This is a genomic window from Bartonella sp. W8151 (assembly GCF_016100385.1).
GTDB lineage: Bacteria > Pseudomonadota > Alphaproteobacteria > Rhizobiales > Rhizobiaceae > Bartonella > Bartonella apis.
On sequence record NZ_JACFSO010000005.1, the window covers coordinates 50,526 to 66,026 of the forward strand.

General features: G+C 47.0%; 13 protein-coding genes. 10 read left to right on the forward strand and 3 right to left on the reverse strand.

Going from position 1 to position 15,501, the window contains the following annotated elements:
- Positions 1 to 286: 286 nt before the first annotated feature.
- The 5 genes from H3V14_RS10335 (at position 287) to edd (ending at position 7,412) form a co-directional block, all read left to right on the forward strand.
- A complete protein-coding gene (locus tag H3V14_RS10335) occupies positions 287 to 1,714 on the forward strand; it encodes a glutamine synthetase family protein (RefSeq protein WP_198214592.1) in 1,428 nt (475 codons plus the stop codon).
- An 11-nt stretch (positions 1,715 to 1,725) separates the two neighbouring features.
- Positions 1,726 to 3,003, forward strand: coding sequence for an FAD-binding oxidoreductase (locus tag H3V14_RS10340; RefSeq protein ID WP_198228467.1), 1,278 nt, complete (start codon positions 1,726 to 1,728; stop codon positions 3,001 to 3,003).
- 302 nt (positions 3,004 to 3,305) lie between these two features.
- Positions 3,306 to 4,784, forward strand: coding sequence for a glucose-6-phosphate dehydrogenase (zwf, locus tag H3V14_RS10345; protein ID WP_075869232.1), 1,479 nt, complete (start codon positions 3,306 to 3,308; stop codon positions 4,782 to 4,784).
- Between the two features lie 10 nt (positions 4,785 to 4,794).
- The gene (gene pgl / locus H3V14_RS10350; protein WP_075869231.1) at positions 4,795 to 5,562 is read left to right on the forward strand and encodes a 6-phosphogluconolactonase; all 768 of its coding nucleotides are present in this window, start codon (positions 4,795 to 4,797) and stop codon (positions 5,560 to 5,562) included.
- Positions 5,563 to 5,576: 14 nt separating this feature from the next.
- Positions 5,577 to 7,412, forward strand: coding sequence for a phosphogluconate dehydratase (gene edd / locus H3V14_RS10355; RefSeq protein ID WP_198228469.1), 1,836 nt, complete (start codon positions 5,577 to 5,579; stop codon positions 7,410 to 7,412).
- A gap of 122 nt (positions 7,413 to 7,534) precedes the next feature.
- On the opposite strand, the gene folD is transcribed toward edd, so the two are convergent.
- The 3 genes from folD to H3V14_RS10370 form a co-directional block, all read right to left on the reverse strand.
- A complete protein-coding gene (gene folD, locus H3V14_RS10360; protein ID WP_075915493.1) occupies positions 7,535 to 8,434 on the reverse strand; it encodes a bifunctional methylenetetrahydrofolate dehydrogenase/methenyltetrahydrofolate cyclohydrolase FolD in 900 nt (299 codons plus the stop codon).
- Between the two features lie 452 nt (positions 8,435 to 8,886).
- Complete coding sequence (locus H3V14_RS10365) at positions 8,887 to 9,597, reverse strand: LrgB family protein (RefSeq protein ID WP_075869873.1); 711 nt, start codon at positions 9,595 to 9,597, stop codon at positions 8,887 to 8,889.
- A gap of 19 nt (positions 9,598 to 9,616) precedes the next feature.
- Positions 9,617 to 10,024, reverse strand: a complete 408-nt coding sequence (locus tag H3V14_RS10370) for a CidA/LrgA family protein (protein ID WP_198214596.1) — start codon at positions 10,022 to 10,024, stop codon at positions 9,617 to 9,619.
- A gap of 91 nt (positions 10,025 to 10,115) precedes the next feature.
- Between H3V14_RS10370 and H3V14_RS10375 the strand changes: the two genes are divergently transcribed.
- The 5 genes from H3V14_RS10375 (at position 10,116) to H3V14_RS11015 (ending at position 15,488) form a co-directional block, all read left to right on the forward strand.
- A complete protein-coding gene (locus tag H3V14_RS10375) occupies positions 10,116 to 10,997 on the forward strand; it encodes a LysR family transcriptional regulator (protein WP_198228471.1) in 882 nt (293 codons plus the stop codon).
- A gap of 233 nt (positions 10,998 to 11,230) precedes the next feature.
- The gene (locus tag H3V14_RS10380) at positions 11,231 to 11,857 is read left to right on the forward strand and encodes a glycosyltransferase family 29 protein (protein WP_198228473.1); all 627 of its coding nucleotides are present in this window, start codon (positions 11,231 to 11,233) and stop codon (positions 11,855 to 11,857) included.
- Between the two features lie 106 nt (positions 11,858 to 11,963).
- Entirely contained in the window at positions 11,964 to 12,704 is a 741-nt protein-coding gene (locus tag H3V14_RS10385) for a glycosyltransferase family 25 protein (RefSeq protein ID WP_198228475.1), read from the forward strand.
- A gap of 1 nt (position 12,705) precedes the next feature.
- Positions 12,706 to 13,404: a polysaccharide deacetylase family protein gene (locus tag H3V14_RS10390; protein WP_198228477.1), complete on the forward strand. Its 699-nt coding sequence runs from the start codon at positions 12,706 to 12,708 to the stop codon at positions 13,402 to 13,404.
- A 185-nt stretch (positions 13,405 to 13,589) separates the two neighbouring features.
- Positions 13,590 to 15,488: an AsmA family protein gene (locus H3V14_RS11015; RefSeq protein WP_198228479.1), complete on the forward strand. Its 1,899-nt coding sequence runs from the start codon at positions 13,590 to 13,592 to the stop codon at positions 15,486 to 15,488.
- Positions 15,489 to 15,501: the final 13 nt, after the last annotated feature.

Sequence of the window (15,501 nt, forward strand, 5' to 3'; positions counted from 1 at the left end):
AGTATTTTTCTCGCCAGATTGCACAGAGCGCAAGTTTACACAAAGCGCCGGATTGCCGGTGGCAATTGGAAAGTGAAGGGCAATGTTGACAGGATCAGCTTCAGGCAAGACCGCAACAATAAATTATAGTAGGTTATAATTGGTCCTCATGGTTCGATGCAAAGCGGTTGAAAGGCAAAAGCGATTGAAAGGCAATTGTCAGGTTGACAAACGATTGTGCCCGTCACAATTTTTCAGAATTGATTGTTAATATTGATAGACGATACACATTTCAATTTGGTGTTTTATGACTGTGGAAAAAACAAAAAAGACAAAAGACAAAAATACAAAAATACAGCACGCTTATCTCAAGAATATTTATGGCGTGAAAAATTGGAAAGAAGCGTCGGAGTGGCTGGCCTTTCGCGGTATTGAAGACATTGAATGTATCACACCCGATCAGGCAGGTGTCGCACGCGGCAAAATGATGCCGTCAAACAAGTTTACTTCCGATACGTCGCTTGCTCTGCCATCAGCTGTGTTTATGGCGACGATTTCCGGCGATTATCCCGAGGATGGCAACGGTTTCCATTATCCTGCCGATGATGGCGATTTGCGGCTGGAGCCCGATCTTGCAACTTTAAGCGTTGTCCCTTGGGAAGATGATCCGACCGCGCAGGTTATTTGTGATATTGTCTACCAGACAGGCAAAAGGGTGGAATTTACGCCGCGCAATGTTTTGCGCAATGTGGTGGAAGCATACACAAAGTTGGGGTTGAAGCCGGTGGTGGCACCGGAAATCGAATTTTATCTTGTCCAGAAAAATCCTGATCCAGATTATCCGTTGACACCGCCCGTTGGCCGCTCCGGTCGCGCAATCGGTGGAGGGCAGGGGTATTCTATTGCCGGTGTTAACGAATTCGACGAACTGATCGACGACATGTACCATTTTTCCGAAGCGCAAGGCTTGGAAATCGACACATTGATCCATGAAGAAGGGGCAGGCCAGCTCGAGATCAATTTGCGTCACGGTGATCCGATCGAACTCGCCGATCAGGTTTTTCTGTTCAAGCGCACCATTCGGGAGGCGGCATTCAAGCATGATATGTATGCAACCTTTATGGCCAAACCCATAGAGGGTCAGCCGGGTTCGGCCATGCATATCCATCAATCTATTGTCGACGTGAAGACGGGAAACAATATTTTCACCCGCGCAGATGGAAGTGAAAGTGAAGCCTTCCGGTATTTTCTGGGGGGCTTACAAAAACATATGGCAAGTGCAATGGTTATGCTTGCGCCTTATGTCAATTCCTATCGCCGTTTGGTGCCGGATCTTTCGGCGCCGGTCAATCTCCATTGGGGGTACGACAATCGCACAACGGCATTTCGTGTTCCCCGTTCGGCACCTCAGGCACGACGGGTAGAAAATCGTCTTCCGTCTTCCGATGCCAATCCTTATCTCGCACTTGCGGCATCACTCGCCTGCGGTCTTATCGGGCTAATCGACAAACTCGAACCTGATGAACCGTCGTCAAAGACTGTTAATGCCGATCGGGTCGATTTGCCACGCGGACTTGTAGAAGCTGTTGCGTTGTTTGACGAAAACAAGCGGTTGCGGTCGGTGTTGGGGGACGCATTTGTCAACACCTATGCTGCGATCAAACGACAGGAATTCGAGACGTTCATGGAAGTTATCAGTCCTTGGGAGCGGGAATATTTGCTGCTTAATGTTTAGGATATCAGTTGATGTTTCACGAGAATTCCATTTCGCCGGGTATATCATGGTATGAATTCAGCGTTGCCAACCGTCCGTCGTACCCCTCTCTTCACGAGAAAAAGGATTGTGACGTGGCAATTATCGGAGGTGGCTTCACCGGACTTTCGGCAAGCTATCATCTGGCAAAAGCTGGACTTCGTGTTGTGCTTGTCGACGGTGCACGATTTGGCGATGGAGCCTCCGGCCGCAATGGCGGGCAACTCGGGACCGGTCAACGGCAATGGGTAGAAAAGCTTGAAAAAAATCTTGGATACGAGCGGACAAAGGCTTTGTTCGATTTGGCTGAAGAAGCCAAAAAAGACATCATTAACCTCGACAGCCAAATAGGCCTCGACTATTTTCCCGGACAATTATCGCTTATCCATAAAAAGCGCGAGATTGCGGCTTATCAGGCGCATGTCGAAAATATGGCGCGCTATGGCTATGAGCAATTGTCGTTCATGGACGGGAAAGAGACTAAAGAACGTTTGGGTTCAAATTTCTATTATGGCGGCATCCGCGATACCGGCACCGGCCACATCAATCCGTTAAAACTGGTTGTCGGACTTGCGTCTCTTGCTTCGGAAGCCGGTGCGGAACTTTATGAAAAAACGCCCGCTACGTCACTTGAAAAGAGGAATGATGATTGTATCGTCACAACGCCGGATGGATATATCAAATCGAAATACGTCCTGCTTGCCACCAATGGTTACAATCAAGGGCTAAAAGGTTTTGTAGATCGCACCATTGTTCCGATACGTTCCTATATCGGCGCGACAGCTCCGTTGCCGATTGATAGTGAAATTTTACGTGGTAGAGAGTCCGTAGACGACTCGCGCTTCGTCGTCCGCTATTTCAGAAAAAGCATTGATAATCGCCTGCTTTTTGGCGGTGTCGAGAGCTATGATAATGCGGTGGCTGACCATCTTGGCGATCGCATTCGTGCGCAAATGGTGGAAATTTTCCCGAAATTAAAGGAAATCGAAATAACCCATTGCTGGGGCGGAACCGTGGCGATAACGGTCGAACGCATGCCTTATATTCGTGACATTATGCCAAATGTTACTTATTGCGGCGGCTATTCGGGCCACGGTGTTATGCTTGCTCCGTTTATGGGAAAACTTTATGCGGAAAGTATAACAGAAAAAGGCGATCGTATTCGCTGTTTCAAAAATTTGAAAATTTCGCCTTTTCCGGGGGGCGAAACTTTAAGAAAACCGTTGCTTTGGCTTGCAATGCGCTTTTTCGCATTGATGGACAGATTTTGATGTATTTTTAAAGTTCTATCGGCCTGAATATTATCGCGTTGCCGGTCGATACGCGGCGGAAAGTGGCAAAACGAGCGAAACGAAAAATGTTAAGCCACCCAAAATCGGCAAGAAAAAAGCCGATTGTTTGTGCGACGCCTTTAAAAAAAGCGTTTCTGATAAAATTTAATGACTTGAAACACAAAATTAATGGTGAAGTCATTGTCAAATTAACAGCTTATTCAGCACCTCAAGGCATATATAATATGATATGAGTGAAAATTAAGACTTAAGGTAAAGCGTCTAAGGACTTTGGTATTTTCATGGTAAGTAAAATAATTCCTATACCCCCGTTTGATTGCATCGTGTTTGGCGGTGCAGGCGATCTTGCCGAAAGAAAGCTCTTTCCTGCGCTCTATCATCGCCAATGTTCGGGACAATTCAGTGAGCCGACACGTATTATCGGTACATCACGGTCAAAACTGACCGATGAGGAATATCGCAATTTTGCACGTCAAGCGATCGAGAAACACGTTTCTGCCGCTGATATCGACAAGGGCGAAGTCGACCGTTTTCTCAAAAGGCTGAGTTACGTTCCGGTCGATGCGACAACCGATGACGGTTGGGATAAGTTGAAAAAAGCAATCGAGATCCCCTCGGCTAGCACAATCAGAGCCTTTTATCTGGCGGTCAGTCCGGCACTTTTCGGTAGCATTGCCGAACATTTGGGCAAAAATGGTCTGGTCACCGACGAAACCCGCATTATCGTCGAAAAACCGATTGGACGGGATCGTGAAACAGCAACCAAGCTTAACGATACATTGGCGCGGGTTTTCCACGAGAATCAGATTTTCAGAATCGACCATTATCTTGGCAAGGAAACTGTCCAGAATTTGATGGCATTGCGCTTTGCCAATGCTCTTTATGAACCATTGTGGAATTCCGCCCACATCGACCATGTCCAGATAACAGTGGCTGAATCAGTGGGGCTTGAGGGACGTGCCGGTTATTATGACAATGCAGGCGCCCTTCGCGACATGGTGCAAAACCATATGCTGCAACTTTTGTGTCTGGTCGCGATGGAACCTCCTTCAGCCAACACAGCCGATGTTGTCCGTGACGAGAAACTTAAAGTTCTGCATTCGCTTTCGCGCATTGACAGCCATAATGTAACAACCCACACGGTACGCGGGCAATATATGGCTGGTGCTTCGACAAGCGGACCTGTCGGTTCCTATCTCGATGATCTAAAAAAAGATAAAAGCAATACCGAAACATTTGTTGCTTTGAAAGTTGATATCAACAATTGGCGTTGGGCGGGGGCACCCTTCTATTTACGCACCGGCAAACGTCTTGCTACAAGAATGTCGGAAATTGTCGTCACTTTCAAACCCATTCCGTATAACATTTTCGGCAGCGAGGCTGGTGAAATCGTACCGAACCGGCTGGTCATCCGTTTGCAGCCTGATGAAGGTGTCAAACAATGGTTGATGATCAAGGATCCGGGGCCTGGTGGAATGCGGCTTCATCATGTGCCGCTTGATATGACATTTGCCGATTCATTTCCGGTTCGCAATCCCGATGCTTATGAACGCTTGTTGATGGATGCTGTACGCGGCAACCAGACGCTGTTCATGCGACGTGACGAAGTCGAAGCTGCCTGGGGATTTGTCGACCCTATCGAAGAAGGATGGGAAGCGACAAAAATGCCGGTGCAAGGCTATACCGCGGGAACATGGGGGCCATCAAAATCGATTGCCCTGATCGAGCGGGATGGTCGTACATGGAACGATACAGTTTAGGGTATTTGTTATGAGCTTGATGGATACAAACCGGCTGAATTTCGATACGCCTTCGGCATTGGCTTCAGCTTTGGCTGATCGTGTTGCAGCGGAATTGAGTGTTGCCATAGTTGAACGCAAACAGGCAGTGCTGGCAGTGTCAGGTGGTAAAACGCCGGAACTTTTTTTCCATTATCTCGCCAAGGCAGATATCGACTGGAAAAATATTCTCGTCACTTTGGTGGACGAACGTTTTGTACCGGTGACAGATGATCGTTCCAACGAGCGTCTTGTGCGTTCAAGCCTATTACAAAATTTTGCCTCGAAAGCGCGCTTTTATGGCCTTTATAACCCGTCCATTACTGCAGAGCTTGCGGCATTTTCCGCAGCAAGTCGCATCAACAGCCTGCCAAGGCCTTTTGATGTGATTGTGCTTGGTATGGGAACCGACGGGCATACAGCTTCGTTCTTCCCGGGCGGCGACCGATTGAAACAGGCCATTGACACCGAGTCACGTGCACTGGTCTTGCCAATTCATGCACGTGGCTTGAAGGAAGCCCGCCTGACACTTACATTGCCGGTGATCGTTGAAGCACGCTTTATTGCTCTTCATATTGAAGGTCAGACGAAACTGGATGTTTTTGAACGGGCTTTGCAAGATGGGCCGGTTGAAGAACTGCCTATTCGCGCTGTATTGAAAAATACGCGCCATCCTGTTCAGGTTTACTGGTCGCCGAATGAAGAGGAAAAGCAGATCACGGATGGAACCCATTCGTTATTTGATACAGTTTCAGTTTAGGAGAAATAGAGAAGATGTCTCTTTCAGGCACAATTGCTGCCGTGACAGACCGGATTCGTGAACGGTCCAAAAAAAGTCGCGAAATCTATCTTGACCGCATCACTCATGCAGCACGAAATCGCCCGCGTCGCAGCTTTTTTGCCTGTGCCAATCAGGCGCACAGCTTTGCCGCCTGCGCACCGCTTGATAAAGAACGGTTGAAAGAAGATGTCGTCGGTAATATCGGCATTATTACAGCCTATAATGACATGTTGTCTGCGCATCAGCCCTTTGAAGCTTTTCCGAAAATTATCAGGGAAGCAGCACGTGAAGCTGGCGGTGTAGCCGAAGTTGCAAGCGGTGTTCCGGCGATGTGCGATGGTATTACCCAAGGTTATACCGGCATGGAACTGTCGCTTTTTTCACGTGATGTGATTGCTATGGCAGCAGCTGTCGGTCTTTCGCATGATGTGTTTGATGCTGCACTTTATCTCGGCATCTGCGACAAGATTGTACCGGGACTTTTGATAGCCGCGTTGACGTTCGGGCATATCCCCGCAATTTTTGTGCCGTCGGGCCCGATGACAACCGGTCAGGGCAACGACAAGAAAGCGGAAATCCGCCAGCTTTATGCCGAAGGCAAGGTCGACCGCAAAGCGTTGCTGCAATCGGAAGCGACATCCTATCATGCACCGGGAACCTGCACTTTCTATGGAACGGCCAATTCCAACCAGATGATGATGGAAATGATGGGGCTTCATATGCCGGGAGCCGCATTCATCAACCCCAATACTCCGTTACGCGATGCATTAACGCGCGAAGCCACCAGACGCGCCCTCAAGATTACCGCCCTTGGCAATGAATATACGCCGGTCGGTGCGATGATCGACGAAAGGTCTTTTGTTAACGCCATTGTCGGATTGAATGCGACTGGTGGTTCAACGAACCATACAATCCATTTGATCGCTATGGCTCATGCCGCGGGTATTGATCTTACCTGGGGCGATATTGCCGAAATTTCGTCGGTCGTTCCGCTTATCGCAAGGGTTTATCCTAACGGTCTTGCCGATGTGAACTATTTTCATGCCGCTGGTGGAATGGGGTTTGTTATCAAACAATTGATTGAAGCAGGTCTCGTTCATGAAGATGTCTGCACAGTCGTCGGCGAGGGCTTGAGTGCTTATGCAACCGAACCGAAGCTGGGAAGTGACGGACAAGTGGTGCGCGAACCGGCGCCGGAAAAAAGTGGCGATGAAAAGGTGCTCGCCGGCTGGCGGAAACCCTTCCAACCGGATGGAGGTATTCGTGTGCTTTCCGGCAATATGGGGGCGGCTATTATCAAAGTGTCGGCAGTCAAACCCGAACGCTGGTTGATCGAAGCACCGGCGCTGGTTTTCAATGACCAGTTGGAACTTCAAGAGGCTTTCAAAGCCGGCAAACTTGATGGCAAGGATTTTGTTGCAGTTGTGCGTTATCAGGGACCAAAAGCCAACGGCATGCCGGAATTGCATAAACTCACAACAGTTCTTGGCGTATTACAGGATCGCGGGCAAAAAATTGCTCTTGTTACCGATGGTCGTATGTCCGGCGCATCCGGCAAAATTCCGGCTGCAATCCATGTCACGCCCGAGGCACTGGACAACGGGCCGATTGCACGGTTGAAAGACGGAGATATGATCCGGCTTGATGCCAATGACGGAACATTGACAATTCTTGTTGATGAAAAGGAATTCAACAATAGACCAATCAAACACCCTGATCTTTCAGCCAATGAATTCGGAACCGGACGCGAACTTTTCCGTGTCTTCCGTGAATTTGTCGGGCGGGCCGATCAAGGAGCAAGTGTTGTCGTCGGGCCTTTGAGCAAATAGCTGGTTCAAACTTTTCTATTCATAAAAAACGCTCCGGATTTGAACATTCCGGAGCGTTTTTCGTTTATTTCATGAACTGACATCCATCCAACAAATGTTGGAAAGGAAATGTTGCAATCACATCAGAACTTTGGCAATGGCAAATTGTTTGCTTTGCACGCAGCCTTCAACGTATTTGCCATTAACATTGCAATTGTCATCGGACCAACACCGCCCGGAACAGGGGTGATGAAGCCGGCCACTTTTTCTGCGGTTTTATATTCGACGTCACCGACGAGACGGGTTTTCCCCTGACCTTTTTCAGGTGCGGGAATGCGGTTGATGCCGACATCAATGACAGTTGCACCGGGTTTTATCCAGTCACCTTTGATCATTTCCGGTTTACCGACAGCGGCCACAAGAATATCGGCGCTACGGCAGACATCATCAATCTCGCGGGTGCGGCTATGGGCAATCGTTACTGTCGCATTGGCAGCAAGAAGGAGCGCTGCAACGGGTTTTCCAACAATATTCGAGCGGCCGACAACCACTGCATCAAGGCCTGAAAGATCTTTACCCAGTCCATGTTCAACCATCAGCATGATACCGGCGGGAGTGCAGGGAACGAATGCATCTTCGATTGCACCGGTCATAACTTTACCGGCATTGATATAGTGAAAACCGTCAACATCCTTATCCGGAGAAATTGTCTGTATCACATGATCGGCATTGATATGGGCTGGCAATGGCAATTGCACCAGAATACCGTGAATATTTTTGTCGGCATTCAATTCCTTGACGAGGGCAAGCAAATCCGCCTCGCTGGTTTTTTCATCCAGTTCATATTTGTTGGATAAAAAACCACATTCTTCAGCGCGCTTTTCCTTGGACGCGACATAAACTTTACTGGCAGAATCTTCCCCCACAATAATAACCGCAATTCCCGGTTGGATATCGTGTTGTTCACGTAAAACAGCTGTTTCCTGTTTTACCTTGGCAAGGATATCTTCAGAAAGCTTTTTCCCGTCAATCACATTGGCCATAAAGGAATCCTTTCACTAGGCTTTTTGTTCTGCTTTAGAGCATTTTCCTGAACTAGAACAGGTCATTGTGTCAAGATTGTACATGTTTGGCACAACGGAAGTGAAAAATAACCACTTCAAGCACAAGTGCAGCGCAAGTGCGGGAAAAACCGGTTCAGCTTTACCTGATGTCGTTCATTATCCGGAAGGCATAAAGGGCACCGGTTGCAATTTGAAAGAGTGGTCAAATTTTAAAGGAGCAAAAAATCCGTTTTTTATACGGAAAAATCTCCGGAATTGATTTGAAAGGAACAAACCTTGCTGGCCCGATAGAAATACAGCAAAGGCTGAATAGGAAGACAGCAACGGCTATTTTTAATGACAATTGGCGTTATGGGAGGTTTGTGTGAAAACGAATATCACTCAACAAACGAAGATATGCGATTTTTATAAAGAACCGCATATCTTTTGTTCTATTTCAAAAGCCACCCGAGAATCGGTGCCAACAAGACGTTGACAATACCGACCATCACCATAACGAGGCCGGCAATCGAACCTTCCTCGCGTCCCATCTGGTGGGCGCGGGCGACACCTGCACCATGCGCGCCCATGCCGAAAAGGGCACCGCGAGCAATTGAAGAGCGCAGCGGCAAATATTTGACAATAACCTCGCCTAACGCTGCTCCGAGAACGCCGGTCAACACAACAAATACTGCTGTCAAATCCGGAATGCCGCCAATGTCGCCCGAAACTTCCATGGCAAAAGGTGTACTGATCGAGCGCGGCATCAAACTTAGCCGCAAAGCAGGGTCCAATTGCATAAGTGTTGCAAGTCCCCATGCCGACATCATCGAGGCAAAAGAACCGACGATAATGCCAATAGCGAGAATGAACCAGTTTCTGGCAATGATGCGGCGTTGCTGCCAGATCGGAACTGCAAAGGCAACGGTAACCGGCCCCAGAATTGCAACCAACCAATGCGTTGCTTTAATGTAGTGGGCGTAATCGCCTTTAAGCAGAACAACAACAATCATCAGCAGCAGTGGCGTTACTGCCAATGGTGTCAGCCACCAGTAAGAAAAACGACGGTAAAAAGCTTTAGCCGCCATATAGAGGAGAATTGTAACGAGTGACCAGAAAACAGTTTTGAAAACCGGACTCGTATAAAGCTCGATATCCGCCATATAGCGTTCAAGGTCGGTTTCAATGTTTGACATGGCGCATTAACATCCAACGGTAACAAAGGTCTATGGTCAAGGCGGTAATGCTCATAACAACAAAGGTACCGCCCAAAATAACGACCAGAATTTTGATACCTAATAATCCGATAAATTCTTTGTGATTGAGAAGAGCCAGAACAGCCGGAACGAAAAACAAAAGCATTTCGGCAATAAGCCAATCGGCAGCACGTTTCATGCTTAATATGCTAAGTTTCCCGCTAGCCAGTGCAACGAGTGCCAGCACCATGCCGATAATTGCCCCCGGAATCGGTAGGTTAAATGCCCAGGTAATAATTTCGCCAATAACCCAGAACACGCAAATGAGCCCGATCTGGGCAAATATGTTGTGATGAAAAAGATGGCGCGTTTGAATTGCTAGACGATGTATCATTTTGTACTCCTGACGGAGCGTTAGATAAGTGATGAAGTGCCATTCGTAAAATGAATTGAATTCATGTTAACTATTCCTATATAGCATAGTCATGCAGATCAGAACCCTTGAAGCTTTTATAGAAATTATTCGGCAAAACGGCTTTTCCGCTGCGGCGAAAGTTTTGAATGCCACTCAATCAACAATTAGCAAATCTTTGGCCCAGCTTGAAAACCAGTATGGAACCAAATTAATCAATCGCAACAAGGGAAAAATGCAACTTACGGCTGCGGGTGAATATGTCTTTCGGCATGCCCAGCGGATACTTGCCGAAGAAACGGCGATAGAACGCGAGATTGCCGAATTGAAGGGCTTGAAACGCGGTGTGTTGAAAATCGGACTTCCGCCGATTGGCAGTTCGGAGCTTTTTGCTCCGGTTCTTGCGCGCTATACGTCTTCACACCCGCAAATCGACATCAATATTGTTGAACACGGAAGTAAAAAATTGGAGGAACTGGTGCGGACAGGAGAAATCGAACTTGCGGGTTCTCTGGTGCCGATTGCAAGTGGTTTCGATTATCAGGACGTGCGTAACGATCCGGTTGTTGCGTTAATGCCTGCAAGCCTTGCAGGAGATCGTAAAAAAATCACAGCCAAAGAGCTTGCCGAATATCCGTTTGTGCTTTTCGCAAGCCAGTTTGCTTTAACGCCGCTTGTGATGGAGGCATTTCACGAAAAGGGGCTGGAGCCGGTGGTCTCGGCACGCTCGAGCCAGATCGACTTTTTGTTCGGCCTTGTTGCAGCCGGTATGGGAGTGGGGTTTTTGCCAAGGATGATTGCAGAAAAACGCAATGTCAAAAATGTTAAAACCGTCGAAATCACCGATACAGCGATCGAATGGCATATGGCATTGATCTGGCGCAGTAACAATCACCTTTCCTATGCAGCTCGTGAATGGTTGCGTCTATCACGGCAATATCACGGCACGCCGTGATCAATATGCTCGAACGAAGTTTGTACGAAAATTCGACAAAAGGAGGGCTGTTTAATTACAAATATCGGGAAGTTGCTTTTAAAAATTTTTTAGAAAAGCTGTTATTATTTTGTTTTTCTTTTAATAAAAATGCCGTAATCCTTTGTTCTTTCCATGAAAAACGGTCACTATAAGCATTGATATCAATGCACTAAAAAAGAACGGGCGAAAACGTCATAATTGGGATCAGGCGTATGAAAACTCAAAAACGACGGTTTATTGTTGTAGGAAATGCCGATTTACCGCGAGATCTTTCTCGAGAAATAGACAGTGCCGACTATGTTTTACGCTTCAATCAGCCACGTTTGCTTGATGGTTGGAGCGGTTCGAAGACAAGTTGTTTGATGATGTGTAATTCTGGCAAACCGATGCAGGAAAAGCTGGAAGACCCGACTTTCCTTGAATGCAAGTTTTTCAAACAGGCAGAATTGATTACATTTGTCTACCATCCTTATATCATGAAAACTTATTTTTCCCGTCCGCGTTTGCTGTCGCAATTATTCAAACATCGTCGGGTCGATTGGACAAAGCAGGCAATTAAAGTCCTCGGTGAAGCGGGTAAGGATATTCTGATAAAATCTGCACAATTCTACCTTGATGCCTGTGCCGAAATTGGCATTAAAGACGAAAAGCTGAAGGAATGGTTTCCTTCAACCGGCTATCTCGGAATCTGGGATTTCCTACACCACTACGATTTGACCGAGTGGGAAATTTACATATGTGGCTTCACCTGGAAAGGTTGGAAACATCACGCCTGGTCAGCAGAAGAAAGATGGGTTCGCGAACGTGTCAATGAAGGAACATGCCATTTCCTTGAATGACAAATTTTAAGAGCAAGCGGTATAATTCACATTGTTTTCCTTTCCATTCGTCCCTAGTATGGAAGCCGGGCCTTAACCGCCCGTTTTTAAAACTTTCGGGTCGAATATGAACGGTTCAGAGAAAACCATCAAAGCGCTGATTATCCATCTTGATCGTGCGGATGAGCGACAGATACAAGTTGAATTACTCGAAAGAATGCTGCCTTGTCCTGCAATGGTGTTAGGAGCTGTTGATAGTCTTGACCTTGATGACAAGACGATTTTCCAATTTTACAGAAAACAGCTTTATCGTCCTTTTTATCCCTTTGCTTTGTCAAAAAACGAAATTGCGTGTTTTTTGTCGCATAGACGCGCCTGGCAAAAAATCGTCGACGAGGGAATGGATGCAGGATTTATCATTGAAGACGATGTTGCTCTGGACGAGCGATTTGACGAAGTTTTCCGGTTTGCTGTCGAGGAAGCCAATGAAGAAAGTTTCATCCGTTTTCCTTTTCGGGTGCGCGAAACAGGAAAAATAATCGCTGAAAAAGGCGATATTAAACTTATCAGGCCGACAGAAATCGGTTTGGGGCAGGTTGCCCAACTGGTGGGCCGTAGTGCTGCCCGAAAACTACTTGATGCGACAGCCACATTCGATCGTCCGGTTGATACGACCGAACAATTATATTGGAAAACCGGCGTCCATCCGGAGGTTATTCTACCTCCTGTGGTTCGCGAGATTTCTGCCGAACTTGGCGGCTCGACGATCAAAAGCAAACATTCTCTTTTTGCCCGCCTTTATCGAGAAATAGCCCGCCCGCTCTACCGGCATCGCATAAAGGTTCTATCGAAACGTCAGGAAGGTTGATATGGCTGTTCCCATACTTCTTTATCATCATTTAGGTACGCCGCCCAAGGCAGGTATTCCGGGGCGCTCCAATTATGTTACGGTTGAAAAATTTATAAGGCAAATGCATGTCCTGAAACGTATCGGCTTTCAAGGATTGTCACTCAAAGAAGCAATGCCTTATATTCGGGGCAGCAAAAAGGGGAAAGTGGCGGCGATAACTTTCGACGACGGTTTTTTATCTGTTTATCAGGATGCTATGCCTGTTCTTGATGAATTGGGGTTCAGTGCAACCAATTTTTTTGTCTCTTCGCGTATGGGGCTCGACAATTCATGGGATAATGAACGTTCACAGCGCGACAAGATAATGACATTCGACCAAATGAGAGATTGGACGGCGCATGGGCATGAAGTCGGTGGCCATACAAATGACCATCCGCATTTAAAAGATATTCCGATTGAGGAAGCAGAGCGCCAGATAATCGAAAACAAGGCAAAACTTGAAGAAGAACTTGGCTCGCCCATTATATCTTTTGCCTATCCCTTTGGTGACGAAAATGAAGCCATCCAAAAAATCGTAAAAAATGCCGGTTATCGTTATGCTGTTACAACAGTCAAATCGCGTGCACGGGGAAACGAGGGGGATTTTGAATTGCCTAGACACAGTATTCGCCGCAATGACACGATTTTGCATTTTTTAGCCAAGTGTCTTCTGCGCTAGCGGGGCATAAGTTACGCTTTCACAGCATTTTCATTGTTGTTGGAATAAAATTCGATTAAAAAAATGCCGGGCAATAAAACCCGGCAAAAATTTAAACAAGGGCATTTCAGAAACAAGCTTTCACTGGAAGCCGAAATGTAATTCGGTTTTAATCATTTATGGTTAATAAAAGGTAAAGGGACGAGGTGCACAGAAAAAACATAAAATATGTCGGCGCGCTGGTTGTACTGTTGGGAATTATCGTTGTGGCGATTTTCCTGCTGTTGCCGGCTCTCGTTTCGACCGATGCGATCCGCATCCGCCTTGCACAGGATTTAAGTGCATGGACGGGTTATAATGTGCAATTGCGAGAAGCGCCGAAACTTGATCTTTTCCCTTATCCTAAAGCATCGTTGGCCGGTGTGATACTCACGCCGACAAATGATGATACAGCACCACTTATGGAAGCAGAGCGCATTGAAGTCGATTTATCACTCATTGATGCTTTGTTCGGGCACATCACATTTTCGCAAACCCGCATTATCAATCCACATTTTGTTATGGAAGAGCCGGTCAAAACAGTTACCGATTTTTTTGACGCACTTTCAAGGTCGCAAGGTAGTTTCGGAGCAGCCGTTCGTGAAGCCCGCGAAATTGTTAACAAGAATCCTGATCATCCTGATATAAACCGCCTTCTTAATCAACCATTCGGGCGGATAGTGATTGACAATGGAGAGCTGCTCTATCGCAAAAACCTCGGAGGGATGGCAGAAAAAATTACGGCACTTAACGCTGTGCTTGAATGGCCGGAATCAACAAGAGCGGCAAGTTTTCGTGCCAATGCCATGTGGCACGGAAAAGCAACCGATTTGCGTATTGATGCGATGCAGGCGCTGATATTTTTTTCCGGCGGTACCAGCGAACTTAGGGCCAGCCTTAATTCTTCAAGCGGCGGTATCACTTTTGAAGGGAAAGGGCGCCTTTCCGAAAGCTATATTTTTGACGGACGAATTGCAGCCCGTTCTCCGGGCTGGAACAAGACCATGGATTGGCTCGGTTACCGTCAGGTGCTGGGTCAAGGATTGAAAGCGCCGGTTGTCTGGGAATCGGATTTTTCTGCCCAACCCGGTCATATGCAATTTAACAATGTCAATTTCAAACTAGGAAATGATAATGCCCGCGGCGCACTCGCCACCGGTTATCAGGATCACCTGCCTGTCATCAGCGGGTCACTTGCTTTTGACAAGCTCAATCTTGACACATTGGTTGCAACATTTTTCCCGGATGAGGAAAAAAACGAATTTCTTGATCTTTCGGTTCTTGACCTGATTGGTCTTGATATCCGCATGTCGGCACCAGAGGCGCGGCTTGGAACAATAACCCTCAATAATCTTGCAGCTGCCATACAGATCAGAAGCGGGCGGGGAATTTTCGATCTCGGCAATGCCAATGCATTTGGCGGAGCCATCCAATCCAATATCCAGATCAGTCGCGATAATGATAAAGCCAGCATTGAAGGCCGCGTTTCAGGAAATTCTCTCGACCTCCAATCAATAGCGCAGGCTTTCGGTCATCCTTCCTTTGTCAATGCAAAAACCGGTCTTATCCTGACAATGCATGCCCCGTTCAGCCGGTGGTCGGAAGTTGTTTCCAAAATGCAAGGCCATCTGACATTGAATATGTCGCAGGGCAATATCAAAGGCTATGATATTGAAAAGCTGCGGACAGCGATAGGCGGCGGTGATGAAGCGCAGATTGAAAATTCAGCGGATGCGTCGACGGATTTTGACAGATGGGATATCGAAACAACGATTACTGATGAAAATCTTGTTATCGATAAATCGGTCATTCAAATGGGCAATTGGCAACTTTTGACCAAAGGAACGGCAGATATTCAAACTGAAGACAATAAAAACAATGGTTACGAAATTAAACTTGATGCGGTCTTGAAAAAAGTGCCACGCTCCGACAAAGCTTGCTCCGATGTTACCTGTCTGATGAACAGTCTTGTCAAACCGTTAGGTTTTTCAATGTCTGGCAGACGATTTCCATATGGCATTGTCGATCTTCAGCGCAATAATGCGTCAGAAAGGAAACTGGACTAAAAGCAGTTTCGAG

Coding starts and splice junctions, on each gene's coding strand:
- zwf (WP_075869232.1), top strand. CDS start 3,306: ATGGTAAGTAAAATAATTCCTATACCCCCGTTTGATTGCATCGTGTTT.
- folD (WP_075915493.1), bottom strand. CDS start 8,434: ATGGCCAATGTGATTGACGGGAAAAAGCTTTCTGAAGATATCCTTGCC.
- H3V14_RS10370 (WP_198214596.1), bottom strand. CDS start 10,024: ATGATACATCGTCTAGCAATTCAAACGCGCCATCTTTTTCATCACAAC.
- edd (WP_198228469.1), top strand. CDS start 5,577: ATGTCTCTTTCAGGCACAATTGCTGCCGTGACAGACCGGATTCGTGAA.
- H3V14_RS10340 (WP_198228467.1), top strand. CDS start 1,726: ATGTTTCACGAGAATTCCATTTCGCCGGGTATATCATGGTATGAATTC.
- H3V14_RS10365 (WP_075869873.1), bottom strand. CDS start 9,597: ATGGCGGATATCGAGCTTTATACGAGTCCGGTTTTCAAAACTGTTTTC.
- pgl (WP_075869231.1), top strand. CDS start 4,795: ATGAGCTTGATGGATACAAACCGGCTGAATTTCGATACGCCTTCGGCA.
- H3V14_RS10335 (WP_198214592.1), top strand. CDS start 287: ATGACTGTGGAAAAAACAAAAAAGACAAAAGACAAAAATACAAAAATA.
- H3V14_RS10390 (WP_198228477.1), top strand. CDS start 12,706: ATGGCTGTTCCCATACTTCTTTATCATCATTTAGGTACGCCGCCCAAG.
- H3V14_RS10385 (WP_198228475.1), top strand. CDS start 11,964: ATGAACGGTTCAGAGAAAACCATCAAAGCGCTGATTATCCATCTTGAT.
- H3V14_RS10380 (WP_198228473.1), top strand. CDS start 11,231: ATGAAAACTCAAAAACGACGGTTTATTGTTGTAGGAAATGCCGATTTA.
- H3V14_RS10375 (WP_198228471.1), top strand. CDS start 10,116: ATGCAGATCAGAACCCTTGAAGCTTTTATAGAAATTATTCGGCAAAAC.